The 17,317-nt window shown below is 34.9% G+C and carries 12 protein-coding genes, 2 tRNA genes and 2 rRNA genes; 12 read left to right on the top strand and 4 right to left on the bottom strand.

Features of this window, described 5'->3' with window-relative positions; genetic code table 11:
- The first annotated feature begins 2 nt into the window (after nucleotides 1–2).
- From MARIT_RS15820 to MARIT_RS02420, 12 genes are all read left to right on the top strand, one after another.
- Nucleotides 3–536 (top strand): N-acetyltransferase, encoded by a 534-nt coding sequence (locus MARIT_RS15820; RefSeq protein WP_231975185.1) that lies wholly within the window; start codon nucleotides 3–5, stop codon nucleotides 534–536.
- Between the two features lie 27 nt (nucleotides 537–563).
- Nucleotides 564–1,439: a transglutaminase family protein gene (locus MARIT_RS02470; protein WP_100210664.1), complete on the top strand. Its 876-nt coding sequence runs from the start codon at nucleotides 564–566 to the stop codon at nucleotides 1,437–1,439.
- A 243-nt stretch (nucleotides 1,440–1,682) separates the two neighbouring features.
- Nucleotides 1,683–3,023: a lactonase family protein gene (locus MARIT_RS02465; protein WP_100210663.1), complete on the top strand. Its 1,341-nt coding sequence runs from the start codon at nucleotides 1,683–1,685 to the stop codon at nucleotides 3,021–3,023.
- Between the two features lie 529 nt (nucleotides 3,024–3,552).
- Nucleotides 3,553–4,806 (top strand): acetyl-CoA C-acyltransferase, encoded by a 1,254-nt coding sequence (locus MARIT_RS02460; protein ID WP_024741372.1) that lies wholly within the window; start codon nucleotides 3,553–3,555, stop codon nucleotides 4,804–4,806.
- 47 nt (nucleotides 4,807–4,853) lie between these two features.
- A complete protein-coding gene (locus MARIT_RS02455; protein WP_100210662.1) occupies nucleotides 4,854–5,309 on the top strand; it encodes a heme-binding domain-containing protein in 456 nt (151 codons plus the stop codon).
- Nucleotides 5,285–5,785, top strand: a complete 501-nt coding sequence (locus MARIT_RS02450; RefSeq protein ID WP_084339874.1) for a heme-binding domain-containing protein — start codon at nucleotides 5,285–5,287, stop codon at nucleotides 5,783–5,785. Before MARIT_RS02455 ends, MARIT_RS02450 begins: the two co-directional genes overlap by 25 nt.
- A gap of 54 nt (nucleotides 5,786–5,839) precedes the next feature.
- Nucleotides 5,840–8,953 carry a cytochrome c biogenesis protein gene (ccsA, locus tag MARIT_RS02445; protein WP_162288602.1) on the top strand — a complete coding sequence of 1,038 codons (3,114 nt, stop codon included), beginning with the start codon at nucleotides 5,840–5,842 and terminating at the stop codon, nucleotides 8,951–8,953.
- On the top strand, nucleotides 8,940–9,794 hold the full coding sequence (locus MARIT_RS02440) for a helix-turn-helix domain-containing protein (RefSeq protein ID WP_024741376.1): 855 nt from the start codon (nucleotides 8,940–8,942) through the stop codon (nucleotides 9,792–9,794). The genes ccsA and MARIT_RS02440 overlap by 14 nt, the downstream gene beginning before the upstream one ends.
- A 53-nt stretch (nucleotides 9,795–9,847) precedes the next feature.
- Complete coding sequence (locus tag MARIT_RS02435; RefSeq protein ID WP_100210660.1) at nucleotides 9,848–10,969, top strand: cytochrome P460 family protein; 1,122 nt, start codon at nucleotides 9,848–9,850, stop codon at nucleotides 10,967–10,969.
- 106 nt (nucleotides 10,970–11,075) lie between these two features.
- Nucleotides 11,076–12,238, top strand: a protein-coding gene (locus MARIT_RS02430; RefSeq protein ID WP_100210659.1) for an IS3 family transposase whose coding sequence is annotated in 2 segments (ribosomal slippage) — nucleotides 11,076–11,316 and nucleotides 11,316–12,238 — 1,164 coding nt in all. Because the reading frame shifts where the segments join, the coding sequence is not laid out codon by codon here.
- A 68-nt stretch (nucleotides 12,239–12,306) separates the two neighbouring features.
- Complete coding sequence (locus tag MARIT_RS02425; protein ID WP_317042283.1) at nucleotides 12,307–12,639, top strand: DUF6787 family protein; 333 nt, start codon at nucleotides 12,307–12,309, stop codon at nucleotides 12,637–12,639.
- 16 nt (nucleotides 12,640–12,655) lie between these two features.
- Nucleotides 12,656–13,141, top strand: coding sequence for a hypothetical protein (locus tag MARIT_RS02420; RefSeq protein WP_024741379.1), 486 nt, complete (start codon nucleotides 12,656–12,658; stop codon nucleotides 13,139–13,141).
- A gap of 650 nt (nucleotides 13,142–13,791) precedes the next feature.
- On the opposite strand, the gene rrf is transcribed toward MARIT_RS02420, so the two are convergent.
- From rrf to MARIT_RS02400, 4 genes are all read right to left on the bottom strand, one after another.
- Nucleotides 13,792–13,900, bottom strand: a 5S ribosomal RNA gene (gene rrf, locus MARIT_RS02415).
- Nucleotides 13,901–14,006: 106 nt separating this feature from the next.
- A 23S ribosomal RNA gene (locus MARIT_RS02410) occupies nucleotides 14,007–16,885 on the bottom strand.
- 159 nt (nucleotides 16,886–17,044) lie between these two features.
- A tRNA-Ala gene (locus MARIT_RS02405) sits at nucleotides 17,045–17,118 on the bottom strand.
- A 91-nt stretch (nucleotides 17,119–17,209) separates the two neighbouring features.
- Nucleotides 17,210–17,283, bottom strand: a tRNA-Ile gene (locus MARIT_RS02400).
- Nucleotides 17,284–17,317: the final 34 nt, after the last annotated feature.

Raw genomic sequence — 17,317 nt, 5'->3', positions numbered from 1 at the left:
AAATGTTAAGAAATATTCCTGAAATAAAACTATATGGAGCCGATCATTGTCATAAAACACACTATTACCAACTCGTTCTCGATGAAATAGGGCTTCCTTATCGTTTTTTAGATGTAGAAGAAAATCAGGCATATGCAGAAGAGCTTCGAAACCTTTATATTAATAAAAAACTTAATTTTCCTACCATTACCATTGGGCATAAAAAATTAAGAAATCCATATAAAGAAGACATCTTGAAATGGATGCATAAATTAATTCCTAGTATGCTAATATTACAGCATGATGCAAAAGAAAAAGAATATACATTAAATATTAATGGAGAAATAGCCAAAGTAAGCTATATACTTAAAAATAAGAAAATGTATTTAGTACACGCTGAGATTCCCTATCCTCTAAGAGGAAAAGGTATTGGAAAAGAATTGGTTTTGAAAACCTTTGAAAAATTAACTGAAGAAGGGCATAAAGCAGTAGCTGTATGCTCTTATATAAAGGCTGTAAAAAACAAAAACACCTGCTGGAAAAACATCATTGAATAACACATAAACAAGAAAGGAAACCATCTTATGAAAACCTTAGATCACTCTAGTATTATAGCACTGATAAGCTTATTAGAAGATCCTAACGAAATCATTTTTAACGAAATTCAAAAAACCATTATTGCACTCGATGTTGAGGGTATCATCCCTTTGCAAAAAGCTTTTGACACGAGTAATAGCGAACTGCAAAAAGCGCGAATTACTGTCATCTTAAGCGAACTAAAAATAAAAAAGCTTCGTGAAGATCTTTCTGATTGGCTTCACATAAACAGCAATGATTTACTCGCCGGATTAATTTCCATTGCAAAATATGGGGATCCTACTTTAAATGAACAAAAAATACATGATGTTATTGACCAGATCATCCAAACCATTCAACCTAAAATTAAAGGTAAGGATCCTGAAGAAATCGTTCATATTCTAAACCAAGTTTTATTGTATGACTTTGGTTTCAATGGAAATACTCGTAATGACTCTGGTATGAACAATTCTTTTATTAATAAAATTATTGAAACTAAAATCAGTAACCCTATCGGATTGTCTATCATTTATTTGATGATTGCTAGTGCTTTAAACATTCCTTTAGTAGGCATCAATGCTCCTGGTCATTTTATTTTAGGTTATAGCTCAAGAAATGTTTCCTCAGAAAATATTGAAGACGGCAGCGTTATGGAACATATAAATTTTTATGTAGATCCTTTTAATAATGGCAAAACAATACAACCTGATGATTTTGATTATTGGTTGGAACAAGTACCTTATAAATTAGCCAATAAAAAATATTTATCTGCTAATAATATTGCCATTGTAAAAAGGGTAATCAATAATTTAACCTATGCTTTATTTATTTCAGGAGAAAAGACTACGGCAAATAAACTCGTAAGTATTAATGACCTTCTATAACTATTTTTAAAAGTACCAAAATGGTATCATACTGATAATAATAGAATAAAAATAAACTGAATTATACTATATACACCTAAGTACCAAACTAGTTATAAAATCTCCTTCTAACACCTCTCCTTAAAATAAAAGGAAGAGATGTTTTCCTTAAGAACGAGCTTGACCAATCTTATAAAAAGAAAAAAATGCAATTAAAACTATTTTGATTTCTCTAATTTTTCGCTAGAATTAAATGATAACTATATGAAAACAAATATTCGAAGCAACAAAAAATTAATATCTACCTTACTGAGCTTAGCTCTTTTTCTTTCTTGCAATTCTGTAAAAAATAGTAGTGATAAAAAAAAGGATCCTATCATAAGTACCACTACTCAAACCGCTATTTACGTAGCTTCTAATAAAATACAACAAAATTCTATATATGCTTATACTCAGAATGAAGACGGAACTCTAAATTTTATAAATGAATATGTTTCTGGAGGAAAGGGAAGCGGAAATATCGAAATTTTTGACTGGGGATATGACCCTACACACCCTTTAAAAGATGGTATAGATCCATTGATATCTGCCTACGCGCTTACCAAAACTCAAAATAACAAGCACCTTTTAGTATGCAACCCTGGTGATGGTAGTATTAGCGCCTTTACTATTCATAAAGACAAATCATTAACCTTAACGGATACCCAAAAGGCAGGGCATCTCCACCCTAATAGCATTGCGTCACACAATAACTTAGTATATGTTGCAAGTTCTTCTGGATCTGATACTCCTCCCCCTTTTAAAGGAAACTTAAAAGGTTTTAAAGTTTCTAAAGATGGTAAACTTACCGCCATACCTAATTCTATAAGAGCTCTTAACGCTAGACCTTCTTGCGCTGCCTTTTCAAATGACGGAAAGTTCCTAATTGTAAATGAACTGGTTAGCGGACTTGTAAAAGTTTATGGTGTGCATAGCGATGGGCAGCTGTCAAAAGAACCTCTTTCAAAAGCACAATGCCCTAACAACTCTGAACCTGGTAGATGGTTGCCTATTCCTGTTGGTTTTGATATAGTAGAAAAAGGAAACAATAGTATTGTTCTCGTTTCTGAAGCTCGATTTTTAACTCCTAACGGAACCTTAAGAGAAGAAGCCAATATAGTTCCTCAATCGCCTAAATATTCTTGGCAAACGGGTTCTACATCTTCTTTTTCAATAGATCCTGAAGGAATGATCAAATTAATTTCAGGGGATATAAAAACAGGAAATGCCTCCGAAGGTGGTCAAATTGCCAATTGCTGGGTAGAAATTAGTTCTGATGGAAATACCTTATACACTGCAAATGCACTTTCTAGTTCTATCTCAACCTACGCTATCAAACCTAATGGAGAAATTATTCTTAACGATGCAACTGCTTATAAAGATTCTACTGAAACTATCTTTTTTAGCGATTTGGCTATTTCTAAAAAAGGAAGATTTTTAAACCAACTAATTGGTAACAAAGGACAAATACTAGTTATTGATATTACTAATAATAAACTAAAAAAAGTAACACAATCAGGAAATATGGTTCCTATTGGCACCTTTGGACTTACCGTAGTTGAATAAGCTGATTTAACGTTCTTAATCGTAAAACAAACTTCTTTTATCTATTAGATAGGTAGGAAAAATTTTTAAAGATCATTTCTGCAAGAGCTTCATACAAGCACTTACTAAAAAAAAGAAAAAAGTACAATACCTTCTTATAAATACAAATTAGCTTTGACACTATATAAAATCAAAGAGTAAAAGAATGAATAAGCATAGCAATCTAATTTATAAAGTTACTAATAAAACTACTAAAACAGAAAAAAAACTCTTTTAAACATTGGTTTAATAATGATTTTAATGTAAGAAGTTGAAACTACTTTGTAGAATCATCTAAAAAGAAGCTGGTATATGGGGGACTCACAAGCTGGTTCTATTAACATGGATTGTATTATAAATAGATTTTGCTTTTTATTGAGGTTAAGCAAAATATACAATTTATAAGGTTATATATCTATTACTCAAAGCTCCATAAGAGCATAGTTTTGTAGTCCCTTCATTAAAGATCAATTAAGTAAAAACCATCATTTCTCAACCTAAATTATTTGACATGAATAGAAATAATCCAATTTGGTTAGCTTCAGGCTTACGGACTCCTTTTGTTAAAGAGAATAAAGAGTATAAAGATATCAGTGCGCTGGATTTATCTGTTGCTGTATTAAATAAAATGAGAAATACTGCCCAAGTCAACCCTGATTATGTTAGCTGGGGTTCAGTAATTCCTCATCTAAAACACAGCAATATTGCTAGAGAAGCTGTCTTAAATTCTGAACTAAAAGAAGAAACTGTTGCCTTTACTACCACAATGGCATGTGGTACTAGCTTATTAGGAGCTATTCAATTAGCCGCTATGATAAAGGACAACGAGCTAGCAATAGCTGGAGGAGTTGAAAGTATGTCAAACGTACAATTAGGACTTTCTGACCAAACTTCTAAATGGCTACGCGTACTACCAAAAGTCAAAGGATTACTTAACCAATTCAAATGGCTTTCTAAAATTTTCACATTCAAACTCTATATTCCTCCCGGAGTAAACGTAAAAACAGGAAAAAGTATGGGGGAGCATGCTGAAATAACTGCGCAAAGGCTCCATATTCCTAAAACATCTCAAGATACACTTGCTTTAAAGAGTCATCAAAATTATTTTAGTGCAAAAACTAACAAGTTTTACAACGATCTTATTTTTCCTGCTTTTGGAGTTATTGAAGACCTGATCCCTAGAAAAAATACTACTCTTGAAAAATTAACATCCTTGCAACCTGTCTTCGATAAAAAATCAGGAAAAGGCACTTTGACTGCTGGAAATTCTTCTCTTTTTACAGATGGAGCTGCTGGCGTTTGGCTTGCTGGTGAAAAACGGATTGATGAACTAAACACTCCTTATAAGGCGCAACTCATAGACTGGGAAATGGCAGGGGTAACTATTGAAGAAGAAGGCATTTTGATGTCTCCTAGCTTTGCTATTCCTCGATTGCTTGAACGTCATGGCTTGACCTATGACGCAATAGACTTATGGGAAATTCACGAAGCTTTTGCTTCTCAAGTATTGGCAACTATCACCAATCTTGAAAACCCTCATCACTTGCAAAAAGTAGGAAGCTCGTTCAATTTTGGAAAATTCCCTATGAATAAATTAAATATAAATGGAAGCAGTATTGCTATTGGACATCCTTTTGGAGCTACTGGCGCAAGAATACTTAGCCAAACTATAAAGCAAATAACATTATTAGGTAAACACAAAACTGCTGTTATCAGTATATGCGCCGATGGCGGGCTTGGAACAGTTGTATTAATTAAAACATAAGAACCGTAATGAATCGTATTATTAAATTATATATAAACCTTTAGTTTATGACCCTTCTTAAAAAAGCTCTCCTGCTATTCTTTTTTATCCTTTTTATAGGCATCCAATTTTACACACCTTATAAAGTACTGAAACCGACTAGTACTTCATTAGAGTATGACATTATTTTGAATAACCAACCACCAACAGAAGTTTCAAACTTACTAAAAACAGCCTGTTATGATTGTCATTCTTACGAAAGTAAAACCTATTGGTATAGTGAAATCGCTCCTGTTTCATGGCTTGTTAAGAAACATATTATAGCAGGAAGAGAAGCTCTTAACTTTTCAGAATGGGAACTTTATTCCTTTTCAAAAAAACTCGATTTGTCTGGAAAGATCATGTTTGAAGTTTATGACGGAAAAATGCCTCTTCAAGAATATTTAAGAATGCATCCAACAGCTAATCTCAGTAAAAAACAACAAAATAAAATAACTCAATGGATCAACTCTTTAGTAGAGTAATAATACAGCGATTTTTAGCAATCTTGTTTTCCTCTTTCATTTTAATACAATTATACAGACCTAAAAAAAATGACGCTGGTTTTATAAAAGAACATGACTTTTTAGAAATAGTGGCACCTCCTAAAGAAGTTGGAACTCTTATAAAAAGGGCTTGCTATGATTGTCATTCTAATAACACAGATTACAAATGGTTTGACAATATAGCTCCTATTTCTTGGTGGGTTGACCTTAAAATTGAAAGGGCTAAGTTCTCTCTAAATTTTTCGGAATGGAAAAATTTGGATACATGGAGAAGGCTCTCATTTCTCTCTGCTAGCGCCCATGATATAAGAACAGGAAGAATGCCTACTAAAGCTTATTTAAAATTCCATCCTGATGCAGCCTTATCCCCCCTTGAAAAAAACCGTATCATTCAATGGCTAGAGTCCGTAAACAGATTTGATAATTCCTACGATTATAAAACCATTAGCAAGTAACATTTCATGAAATTAATAAACAAAGTCTTATCCTATATCTATTCAACAAAACTTATGGCATCCCTATTTATACTCTTTGGGTTTTGTATGGGTATCGCTACTTTTATTGAAAATGAATTCCATACAAACACCGCCAGATCATTAATATATACTACTTGGTGGTTTGAATTAATTATCATTCTATTTGTCTTCAATTTTATAGGTAATATTCAACGCTATCAATTATGGAAAAAAGAAAAACTTTGTACGCTTATGGTACACCTAGCTTTTATATTCATAATTATAGGAGCCGGAATTACACGCTACATTAGTTACGAAGCTTTAATGCCTATCTATGAGGGAGAAACCTCCAGCAGTGTTTTTTCTGAAAAATCATACCTTCATGTTAAGGTTCATAACAACCAAAAGGAACGCAGTTTTAAAAAAGAACTACTCCTTTCTGAAAATCCAAAGAACTCAAACGGCTTCATTGGTAAAATAACACAGTTTCTATTTTGGTTAAAGGGAGGAAATAATGTGGAAATTAACAGTACATTAGTACAAACTCCCTTTAAAATTTCTTTGCTAAAATACGTTCCTAATGCCAAAGCTATTTTTAAAAAAAGTCCTTATGGCACTCCTTTTTTACATCTTGTAGAATCATCAAATAATATTAGAAATGACCACTATCTAAAACCAGGGAGCTCATTAAACTTACAACGTACTACCATTGCTTTTAACCTTAATAAAAATGGAATCATCTCTATTTTTGAAAAGGAAGGAACCTTATTTTTAAAAACGCACCTCCCATTACATTATACCGTAATGAGCTCACATGAGGAAGGAATCGTTCCTCCTAATACTCCTCAAAAACTCTTACTGAAAACGCTATACAGTGTGGGTAACTTTCAATTTGTAGTTCCTGAAGCACTAATAAAAGGGCAAAAAACATTTCAAAAAGCAGCTTCAAATACTTATACAGAAGACATGCTGCTACTAAAAGTATCTTCTGGTAGTGAAACAAAGGAAGTACCTGTATTTGGAAAGACTTTTTTTAGTGGAACTCCTAAAAGTATAATCGTTAACAATCTTACATTTCAACTTAAATATGGAGCAGAACAAATAAAGCTCCCTTTCTCTATAAAACTAAATGATTTTCAACTAGAAAGATATCCAGGATCAAATAGCCCTAAATCGTATGCTAGTGAATTAACGCTTATTGACAAGGATACTACATTTGATTTTAGAATTTTTTTAAACAATGTACTCGATCATAAAGGGTTCCGTTTTTTTCAATCAAGCTACGACATTTCTTCTACAACTGAAAGAACCTACTTGTCTGTAAATAAAGATCGTTTAGGCACATTTACTACTTATTTGGGGTATTTATTGTTGTTTGCTAGTTTAATTGGACTGTTAATTTCGCCTAAAACACAATTTGGAAAGCTTAGAAAGCGATTGAAGAAACTTAAAGTAACAAATTTATTATGGATTCCCTTTATTATTGGTACTTCTTCCTCTTCTATTTGGGGGCAAAATATGCCTGTAAAAAATAGCGTTCCTTTAACAATCCAATTGAATTTGGAACATGCCACTTCATTTAGCCAACTGGTTATTCAGGATAGTGATGGAAGGATGAAACCTATTCATACCTTTGGCTCAGAGTTATTACGAAAAATCAGTAAGAAAGACCACTTTCAAAAATTAACTACCAGCCAGGTAGTCCTTTCTATTTTTACACAACCTTCTTTATGGTACAATATCCCTATCATATATATAAAAAAAGAGAATACCAAAGTCCGTGATCTTCTAGGAATTCCGCATACACAAAAATATGCACAGTTGAACGATTTTTTTAACGAACAAGGAAATTACAAACTATTAAAAGAGGTAGAAAAAGCTCATAAGAAAAAAATAAAAACCAAATATGAGCAAAGTATTTTGAATGTGGATGGCAGAGCTAGCTTACTATTTCTAGCACTTCGCGGTGATTTATTTACGCTATTTCCATCACAAAAAAATGGAAATAATACTTGGCATTCTTTAAATAATTTGATGGCTTCTAAAGAACCTCTTGAAATAGTTGAAAAAGTTCAAGCATACCAAAAAGCTGTTAATGATACAAATTACCAAAAAGCAAGTAATTTATTAGCCTCTCTAAAAGAATATCAAATTATTAATGGTGCTAACATAATGCCTTCTAAGAAAAAAATAAGTTTAGAAATTCTATACAATACCTATGATGTTTTTAAAAACTTGTTTTGGCAATACTTGTCAACCTCCTTTTTTTTATTGATATTTCTTGTATTACAACTTTTTAAAACCACCTCAAAAATCATTCAGTTCCTAATCCGTACAGGAAAAGGCATTCTTTTTCTCCTTTTTCTATACCACAGTTTAGGCTTAATAGTAAGGTGGTATATTTCGGAGCATGCTCCTTGGAGTAACGGATATGAATCAATGATTTATGTAGCTTGGGCAACGTTGCTTTTTGGCTTTTTATTAGGACGAAAATCTACTTTAACCTTAACTGCTACCGCCTTTGTAACAGCTAACATTTTGATGATTGCACATTGGAACTGGATGGATCCTTCTATTGGAAACCTTGTTCCTGTTTTAAACTCTTATTGGTTAATGATTCATGTAGCCATTATCGTTGCCAGTTATGGACCTTTTGCCATTGGAATGATTTTAGGCACCTTAACTGTATTGCTATATTTAATAAAAACACCCAAAAATGATTCAAAAATTTCAAAACAAATTACAGAGCTTTCCATTATCAATGAACTATCACTTACACTAGGTTTAGTATTGCTTACCATCGGTAATTTTTTGGGAGGTATGTGGGCTAACGAAAGTTGGGGAAGATACTGGGGCTGGGATCCTAAAGAAACATGGGCTCTTATTAGCATTATGGTATATGCGTTCGTATTACACATGAAATTTGTTCCTACTTTAAGAGGAACATTATCTTTTAGTATTGCATCAATATTTGCTTTTGCAAGTATTCTTATGACTTACTTAGGAGTAAACCACCTTTTATCAGGGCTTCACTCTTATGCTGCTGGACACGCTGCTCCTATTCCTACAGAAATTATCTGCTGGCTCCTTTTTTCTATTACTATAAGCTTATTTGCCATTTTAATTAACAAAAAACAAACACGAGTAAAAAAGAATGAAAACATTTAAAAATACTCAAAAAAATACTATGTATCATTATAATGATTTAAGTTTCTCTCTAATTCAAGGCAAACCAATCAACTTGATAAACGATATGGAAACACATCGTCTATTTTGGTTTTTTACACCTACAGATAAAGTTTACATCAACTATAATAAAGTAAATATTACTGGAAATTCTTTAGTTTTTTCAACGCCTGACGACATTATTATTTCAGAGGGAAGAATTAATAAAGTAGCACAATTAACCATAAGGAAAAGCAATAAAAAAGATCCCATTAGGCTTGTTTCTCTTCTTTTTAATAATAGAATGAATGTGTACGGAGATATCAACTCCTCTCAAATAATTACTTTTGATAACAACAATGTTGAAAGTTACTTCACCTCCTTAAAAATACTCTTTGAACATCAAAATATCAATCAAGAACAAAAACAAACAATTAGTACTTTAATCAATCAAATTATCTTAGAATGCGTGTGCTTAAAAATTTTAGACTACAATAAAGAAATTGAACTTTTTACAACATTAGTAAACCAACAATACAAACAACAACACCAAGTAACCGACTATGCTAAACAAATGGTCATACCTCCTAAAAAACTATTGGAAATATTCAATAGAAAAGGCTATGCCAAACCAAGTAGTATTATCAAATCTAAGCTTTTAAAAGAAGCCAAACACCTACTTGCCTCCACTAATAGAAACATCAATCAGATTGGCTATGAAATAGGCATTGAAGACCCTGCTTACTTCTCTAGATTTTTCAAAAAAAACACAGGGGTAACCGCCCTAGAGTTTAGGAATTACTTCCAAAAATATATAAATAATGAAAAAAGTCCAATTCTTTAATAAGATATCCCTAGTAAATTTGTTAAAAAAACATCATTAATCTACATTAAATTATGCTACAAAAACACAAATTATTAACAAAATTTATTTTAGCACTATTTGCTATTACCTTTATTTCCTGTGGAGATAATAGTACTCAAACGGCTTCTTCAGACATGAAAGACAAAGTTTTTTATTCATTCAATAACGAAAATGAGCTTATAAGACCAACTGATTATAGAAGCTGGGTATTCGTTGGAACTCCAGTTACTCCTAATGACTTGAATGGAGGAAAAGCTCCTTTCCCCGAAATGCACAATGTTTATATTGATCCTGTTAGCTACCAACACTGGAAGCAAACGGGTGAATTTAGAGACAAAACAATAATCGTTAAAGAATTAGTTAGCGTAGGAGCTACAAGTGCTGTTAGTGGAAAAGGATATTTTGAAGGTGATTTTATTGGCCTTGAAGCTGAATTAAAAGATAAAAAAAGATTTCCTAATGAACCTGGTAACTGGACTATTTATAGTTTTACCAACGAAGAAACAGGTATTTTAAAAGCTGCGACCAAACATTTACCTGCAGAAAAATGTGTGGCTTGTCATGAAGTCAATGCTGCTGATGATTATATTTTTACACAATACTATCCAGTATTAAGAGCTGCTAAAGGTATTGGTGCTAATGTAAACCCTGAAAATGCCGCCAAAAGAACTGCTTCTGCCCATGAAGGAACCAAAAAAGTTGGTATTTGGGATCCTACTGCTCCTACTCCAAAGGTAACCATAGGAATTCCTTTGGGCGAAAAGGAATTATTTGCCTTTTTACAAAGCGGAAAGTATAAGCAATTAAAAAATAAAGAGAAAGGAACTCATACATCATCAGGCCCTCATGAAACCGTAAGAACATTTATGAGTGATGAATTAGCTAATTCCTTAAAAGCAGGAAACACAGAGCATCCCCTCGGATCTTACGCTGTAAAAGAACAATACAAAGAAGATGGTACCCCTTATGGATGGTCCGTAATGGCCAAAACAGGAAATAAAACCGATGGCGGTAATGGATGGTTTTGGTATGAAGTCACAGATAATAAAGACATCTCTAAGAAAGCTGCACTCGGAAATGGTGTAAAAGGTTGTGTATCATGTCATGCCATTGGAAAAGATATGGTAAGAGCTGAATTTCCTTTCAAATCATAAAAAATAAAGCCAATTCTTTATAAGGCTAAGATTTTATCATAAACCTTTGGAATGTCTACATTTGTTGAGACGAATTAATTGAGTCCATAAATAGTATATTTGAATTATGGCAAAAAAGTATGATAATGATTTTAAAGTAATGCTAGTAGAGCTTTTAAAATCAGGAAGAAAAGCAAAATCTCTTAGTGAAGAATACGGTGTTAATGACGGAGTCATAAGACGTTGGAAACGTGAGTATGAAGCTAAATCTGGAGATTTCTCTAAGAAACGTGAGTTATCGGTAGAAGCGCAAGAATTAAAAGCTCTAAAGAAAGAACTTAGAGAGGTTAAGTTAGAACGCGATATATTAAAAAAGGCAGTGAGCATCTTCTCCAAGAGCGACAAATGAGATATCAATTCATTTTAAAAAATGTAAGTGTATATCCTGTTGAGAAGATGTGTAAATGTATGAAAGTTAGAAAAAATGCTTATTACTATTGGTTAAAACACAAGGATGTAATAAAAGTACTACCCTCTAAGGTTTTACTCAAAGAGAGAATTAAATTTCATTTCGAACAAAGTAGAGAAATTTACGGAAGCTATCGTATTCAAAAAATGTTGGAAAGAGAAGGTTTAGTTTATGCACGTTCTTACATTGGGCTAATAATGAAAGAACTAGGACTAAAAAGTATTCTAAAAAGGAAATATGTAGCGACTACTAATTCCAATCATAATTTATCGATTGCTAAAAACGAATTAGATAGAAATTTTACAAGTTTAAAATTAGGAGAAAAATGGGTTTCTGATATTACTTATATACGTGTAAATGATCATTGGAATTATTTAACAACAATAATAGATTTAGCAGATAAAAGGGTAGTTGGATGGTCTTTAAGTAAAGATATGACCACTGAAAATACAATAATGAAGGCGTGGAATTTAGCAAGTAATAATAGAGCTATTACAAATAAGTTTATCTTTCATTCAGACAGAGGAGTGCAGTATGCTTCTAATAAAATAACTAACTTATTTTCTTTTAATAGAAAAATAACACAGAGTATGAGTAGAAAGGGAAACTGTTGGGATAATGCTGTAGCTGAATCCTTTTTTAAGACAATTAAGCACCAATGGTTATACCGTTTTAAATATAGTTCTTACAAACAATTATTCAGCAGTATTGAAGATTACATAAATTGGTATAATAACGAAAGACTTCACTCTAGCCTAGGGTATATTTCCCCTTTAGAAATGGAAGTCAAAATAAGAATGAATTTTAACAAAGCGGCTTGATCAAATTAGTCCCAAATTTATTAGGTAGTCCACTTAGCCTTATTTTTTTGAAATATCTAATAAAAAATATGATTCAAAAACTAAAGAAAAAATGGGGAATCACTTCCAACTTTCAACTACTAATCATTCTACTCGTCTTTTCCATCAATGGTTCCTTGTCAGTTTGGTTGGCTAAACCTATCTTACAATTCTTAGGTATCAATGCTACTCATTTAAATCCAATTTTATTTCTCACCCTAAGAATACTAGTCATGTTTGTGCTTTATCAACTACTATTAGTCATTATAGGCACTTTATTCGGACAATATCTTTTTTTCTGGAGTATGGAAAAAAGAATGTTAAACAGACTCGGTATTATGGGGATTCTTAAAAAAATGAAACAAGTTATTCAATCATCTTAACAATATAGTAACTCTTATGAAAAAACAACTAACAATTCTTTTTCTTGCTTGTTCATTCCATACGCTATTTGCTCAAGAGCATAGCAATGAACACCGTGCAGAAAATATTAAAGAGCCTGGTTGGGAAATTGTTTTATCAGGACTCTCAATTTACACTCCAAAACATGAAATTTGGAATCCCGCAATAGAAGCTCATCTCACTTATTGGAATTCTCATAAATGGGCTTATGGAATTGGCTATTCTGCTATTTTTGAAAGCCATGAAACTATCGGCCATGAAATAGCTGGCTTGGTAAGTCATAAACCTTGGTCTTTTTTAACTCTCAACTTTGGTCCTAGCATTGGATTGCCTAATACACATAAAGACACTGAAATTTCAGCCTATTTAGAGTCTGAATTTGCTTTTCATATAGGCCAGCTACATTTAGGTCCTACTGTAGGAAGTTTGATCAGCAAGGAGTTCAGATTTTTTGGAGGGTGGCATTTTAGTTATGAATTTTAATAACTCTAATTTTGAAACGACTCCTTATTGACTCGCTTCAACTATTTAGAAATTTGCTTATTAAGAGAAGTTGCCCTATTTCTAGGCAGCTTCTTCTTTATTTTCTCTTTCATCCATTGCAAATTCTAGCTTCAATTAACGTAAGTTCGACCTAAGAAAATAATCTGAAACATTGATTAATAGCAATAGCTTATTTCACATTCTTTCTATCTGCTAACTATTAATCAGATGATTATGTTTTTTTATAAGATCTGTTTTACCATGAAAACTGATTGGTTAGTACAGCTTAAAACGAATAAGCTAACGAATATTCATTAAGTATTACATCGAACTCACATTAAATCATAGTACTTCATCTAATAACTTAAAATTGACCTAATCAAACTCTATCAATTCCATTAGATCTCTTTTTAATAAATCATAACAATTTTATCGTTTTTGCAGCACCTTCCTATAGCTTATCGCAAACTAATTCTCTTAATCTTCTTTAGATATGCTTGTCAGCCCTATAAAAAGGGCTACCAGCCTTTAATATAATTCAAAGGAGTTAGCCTAGTTTAAAACTTAAAAAGCCCTTATATCTAGTGCATTCCTTTTGGAAATAAATTCCATAAAAAAAGCTCTTAGTTTTTTAACTAAGAGCTTTAAAAGCAAGGCAACGACCTACTCTCCCACCTGTGGCAGTACCATCGGCGCTAATGGGCTTAACTTCTCTGTTCGGAATGGTAAGAGGTGAGCCCCATCGCTATAATCACCTTAAATCGTTCAGTATATTCCAACTGTAAAAGTTAACATATTAGTAAAAAAATATCCTAATCAAATCATTATAAAGAGTCTATCCTCCCCTCACATGGAGGGGAAGACCATACATAAGCCTATGGGTTATTAGTACTACTCGGCTATGACATTACTGCCTTTACACCTATAGCCTATCAACGTTGTAATCTCCAACGACCCTTTAAAGAAATCTCATCTTGTAGTGGGTTTCGCGCTTATATGCTTTCAGCGCTTATCCCTTCCCGACGTAGCTACCCAGCAGTGCTCCTGGCGGAACAACTGGTACACTAGAGGTCAGTCCAACTCGGTCCTCTCGTACTAGAGTCAGATCTACGCAAATTTCTAACGCCCACAGCAGATAGAGACCGAACTGTCTCACGACGTTCTGAACCCAGCTCGCGTGCCACTTTAATGGGCGAACAGCCCAACCCTTGGGACCTTCTCCAGCCCCAGGATGTGACGAGCCGACATCGAGGTGCCAAACCCCCCCGTCGATGTGAGCTCTTGGGGGAGATCAGCCTGTTATCCCCGGAGTACCTTTTATCCTTTGAGCGATGGCCCTTCCATGCGGAACCACCGGATCACTATGCTCTACTTTCGTACCTGATCGACCTGTATGTCTCTCAGTCAAGCTCCCTTATGCCATTGCACTCTTCGCACGGTTACCAAGCGTGCTGAGGGAACCTTTAGAAGCCTCCGTTACTCTTTTGGAGGCGACCACCCCAGTCAAACTACCCACCAAGCACTGTCCTCATTGCTGAGTTAGAATCTAGATAAGCAAAGGGTGGTATTTCAACGATGACTCCACAACCCCTAGCGAGGCCGCTTCTTTGTCTCCCACCTATCCTACACATTACTTATCCAAACACAATACTAAGCTATAGTAAAGGTTCACGGGGTCTTTTCGTCCCGCTGCGGGTAATCGGCATCTTCACCGATACTACAATTTCACCGAGCTCATGGCTGAGACAGTGTCCAGATCGTTGCACCATTCGTGCAGGTCGGAACTTACCCGACAAGGAATTTCGCTACCTTAGGACCGTTATAGTTACGGCCGCCGTTTACTGGGGCTTCATTTCATTGCTTCGCAAATGCTAACAACTCCACTTAACCTTCCAGCACCGGGCAGGTGTCAGGCCTTATACATCATCTTTCAATTTAGCAAAGCCCTGTGTTTTTGATAAACAGTCGCCTGGACCTTTTCACTGCGGCCCTCATTACTGAGGGCGACCCTTCTCCCGAAGTTACGGGTCTATTTTGCCTAGTTCCTTAGCCATGAATCTCTCGAGCACCTTAGAATTCTCATCCCAACTACCTGTGTCGGTTTACGGTACGGGTTCTTATAATCTGAAGCTTAGAGGTTTTTCTTGGAAGCCCTTAGGCACACTATCAACGCATCCGAAGACTTGTTGTACTTTCACATCTCAGCTAGATCCACGGTTTTTCCTATGGGTCCAATACCTAAATGTTTCAACGAACTATTCCGTCAGTTCGCGGTGCTTTCATCACTCCGTCACCCCATCGCAATTATAACAAGTACAGGAATATTAACCTGTTGTCCATCGACTACTCCATTCGGATTCGCCTTAGGTCCCGACTAACCCTCAGCTGATTAGCATCGCTGAGGAAACCTTAGTCTTTCGGTGAGGGGGGTTCTCGCCCCCTTTATCGTTACTTATGCCTACATTTTCTTTTCTATACGCTCCACGCTATCTTACAATTATGCTTCTACGCATATAGAATGCTCCCCTACCACTTTATATATTATATAAAATCCATAGCTTCGGTAATATACTTATGCCCGATTATTATCCATGCAGAACCGCTCGACTAGTGAGCTGTTACGCACTCTTTAAATGAATGGCTGCTTCCAAGCCAACATCCTAGCTGTCTAAGCAGTTCCACCTCGTTTATTCAACTTAGTATATATTTGGGGACCTTAGCTGATGGTCTGGGTTCTTTCCCTCTCGGACATGGACCTTAGCACCCATGCCCTCACTGCTGAAAAACATTTTATAGCATTCGGAGTTTGTCAGGAATTGGTAGGCGGTGAAGCCCCCGCATCCAATCAGTAGCTCTACCTCTATAAAACTTTTATTCAACGCTGCACCTAAATGCATTTCGGGGAGTACGAGCTATTTCCGAGTTTGATTGGCCTTTCACCCCTACCCACAGGTCATCCAAAGACTTTTCAACGTCAACTGGTTCGGTCCTCCACTATGTGTTACCACAGCTTCAACCTGCCCATGGGTAGATCACTCGGTTTCGCGTCTACTACTACTAACTATGCGCCCTATTCAGACTCGCTTTCGCTTCGGCTCCGTATCTGAAATACTTAACCTTGCTAGAAACAGTAACTCGTAGGCTCATTATGCAAAAGGCACGCCGTCACACAGTTAATGTGCTCCGACCGCTTGTAGGCGTACGGTTTCAGGTTCTCTTTCACTCCCTTACTTAGGGTTCTTTTCACCTTTCCCTCACGGTACTAGTTCACTATCGGTCTCTCAGGAGTATTTAGCCTTACCGGATGGTCCCGGCAGATTCATACAGGATTACTCGTGTCCCGCACTACTCAGGATACCACTATAATTATTAATCTTACCTATACAGGACTATCACCTTCTTTGGTTAGTCTTTCCAAACTATTCTAATTCAATTAATAATCAATATTGTGGTCCTACAACCCCATTATTGCCGTAACAACAATGGTTTGGGCTAATCCGCGTTCGCTCGCCACTACTAACGGAATCACTTTTGTTTTCTCTTCCTCCGGTTACTTAGATGTTTCAGTTCACCGGGTTTACCCCTATTGCTAGGTGACATGTCTTCAACATGACGGGTTGCCCCATTCGGATATTTGCGGATCTTAAAATATGTGCTTCTCCCCGCAACTTTTCGCAGCTTATCACGTCCTTCATCGTCTCTGAGAGCCTAGGCATCCGCCATACGCCCTTATTTAGCTTATTGTTCTTTTGCTCTAGTGATTACACTAGAACGAGCTCTTTATATTTATTTATTTTTTTATAAAAATATCTTGTTAATCTTAAGATTAACACTCTATCTTGATTCTTTACGATATCATTTTACCAATATGTCAATGAACGTTTTCAGATTTACATCTGATTGTGGAGAATATCGGAGTCGAACCGATGACCTCTTGCGTGCAAGGCAAGCGCTCTAGCCAGCTGAGCTAATCCCCCATATGAAATTTAGATTATAAAATCCTCAATCTTGTAATGTTGAATCCTCTAACTTCCAGAATTTCCTTTTTTTTTCTAAGTCTTAATTTTGTAGTCTCGGGCAGACTCGAACTGCCGACCTCTACATTATCAGTGTAGCGCTCTAACCAGCTGAGCTACGAGACTGTCTAAGACAGCTTAAGCATATAAATACACTTAA

Origin of the sequence: Tenacibaculum maritimum NCIMB 2154 (assembly GCF_900119795.1) — a bacterium.
In the GTDB taxonomy this organism is placed as follows: Bacteria; Bacteroidota; Bacteroidia; order Flavobacteriales; family Flavobacteriaceae; genus Polaribacter; species Polaribacter maritimus.
Note: the sequence above shows the minus strand (reverse complement) of the source record. Positions and strands in the feature narration are given on the sequence as shown.

What these genes read in the sequence shown, in the direction of transcription:
- MARIT_RS15820 (WP_231975185.1), top strand. Translation starts at nt 3, where the DNA reads ATGTTAAGAAATATTCCTGAAATAAAACTATATGGAGCCGATCATTGT.
- MARIT_RS02470 (WP_100210664.1), top strand. Translation starts at nt 564, where the DNA reads ATGAAAACCTTAGATCACTCTAGTATTATAGCACTGATAAGCTTATTA.
- MARIT_RS02465 (WP_100210663.1), top strand. Translation starts at nt 1,683, where the DNA reads ATGAAAACAAATATTCGAAGCAACAAAAAATTAATATCTACCTTACTG.
- MARIT_RS02460 (WP_024741372.1), top strand. Translation starts at nt 3,553, where the DNA reads ATGAATAGAAATAATCCAATTTGGTTAGCTTCAGGCTTACGGACTCCT.
- MARIT_RS02455 (WP_100210662.1), top strand. Translation starts at nt 4,854, where the DNA reads ATGACCCTTCTTAAAAAAGCTCTCCTGCTATTCTTTTTTATCCTTTTT.
- MARIT_RS02450 (WP_084339874.1), top strand. Translation starts at nt 5,285, where the DNA reads ATGGATCAACTCTTTAGTAGAGTAATAATACAGCGATTTTTAGCAATC.
- ccsA (WP_162288602.1), top strand. Translation starts at nt 5,840, where the DNA reads ATGGCATCCCTATTTATACTCTTTGGGTTTTGTATGGGTATCGCTACT.
- MARIT_RS02440 (WP_024741376.1), top strand. Translation starts at nt 8,940, where the DNA reads ATGAAAACATTTAAAAATACTCAAAAAAATACTATGTATCATTATAAT.
- MARIT_RS02435 (WP_100210660.1), top strand. Translation starts at nt 9,848, where the DNA reads ATGCTACAAAAACACAAATTATTAACAAAATTTATTTTAGCACTATTT.
- MARIT_RS02425 (WP_317042283.1), top strand. Translation starts at nt 12,307, where the DNA reads ATGATTCAAAAACTAAAGAAAAAATGGGGAATCACTTCCAACTTTCAA.
- MARIT_RS02420 (WP_024741379.1), top strand. Translation starts at nt 12,656, where the DNA reads ATGAAAAAACAACTAACAATTCTTTTTCTTGCTTGTTCATTCCATACG.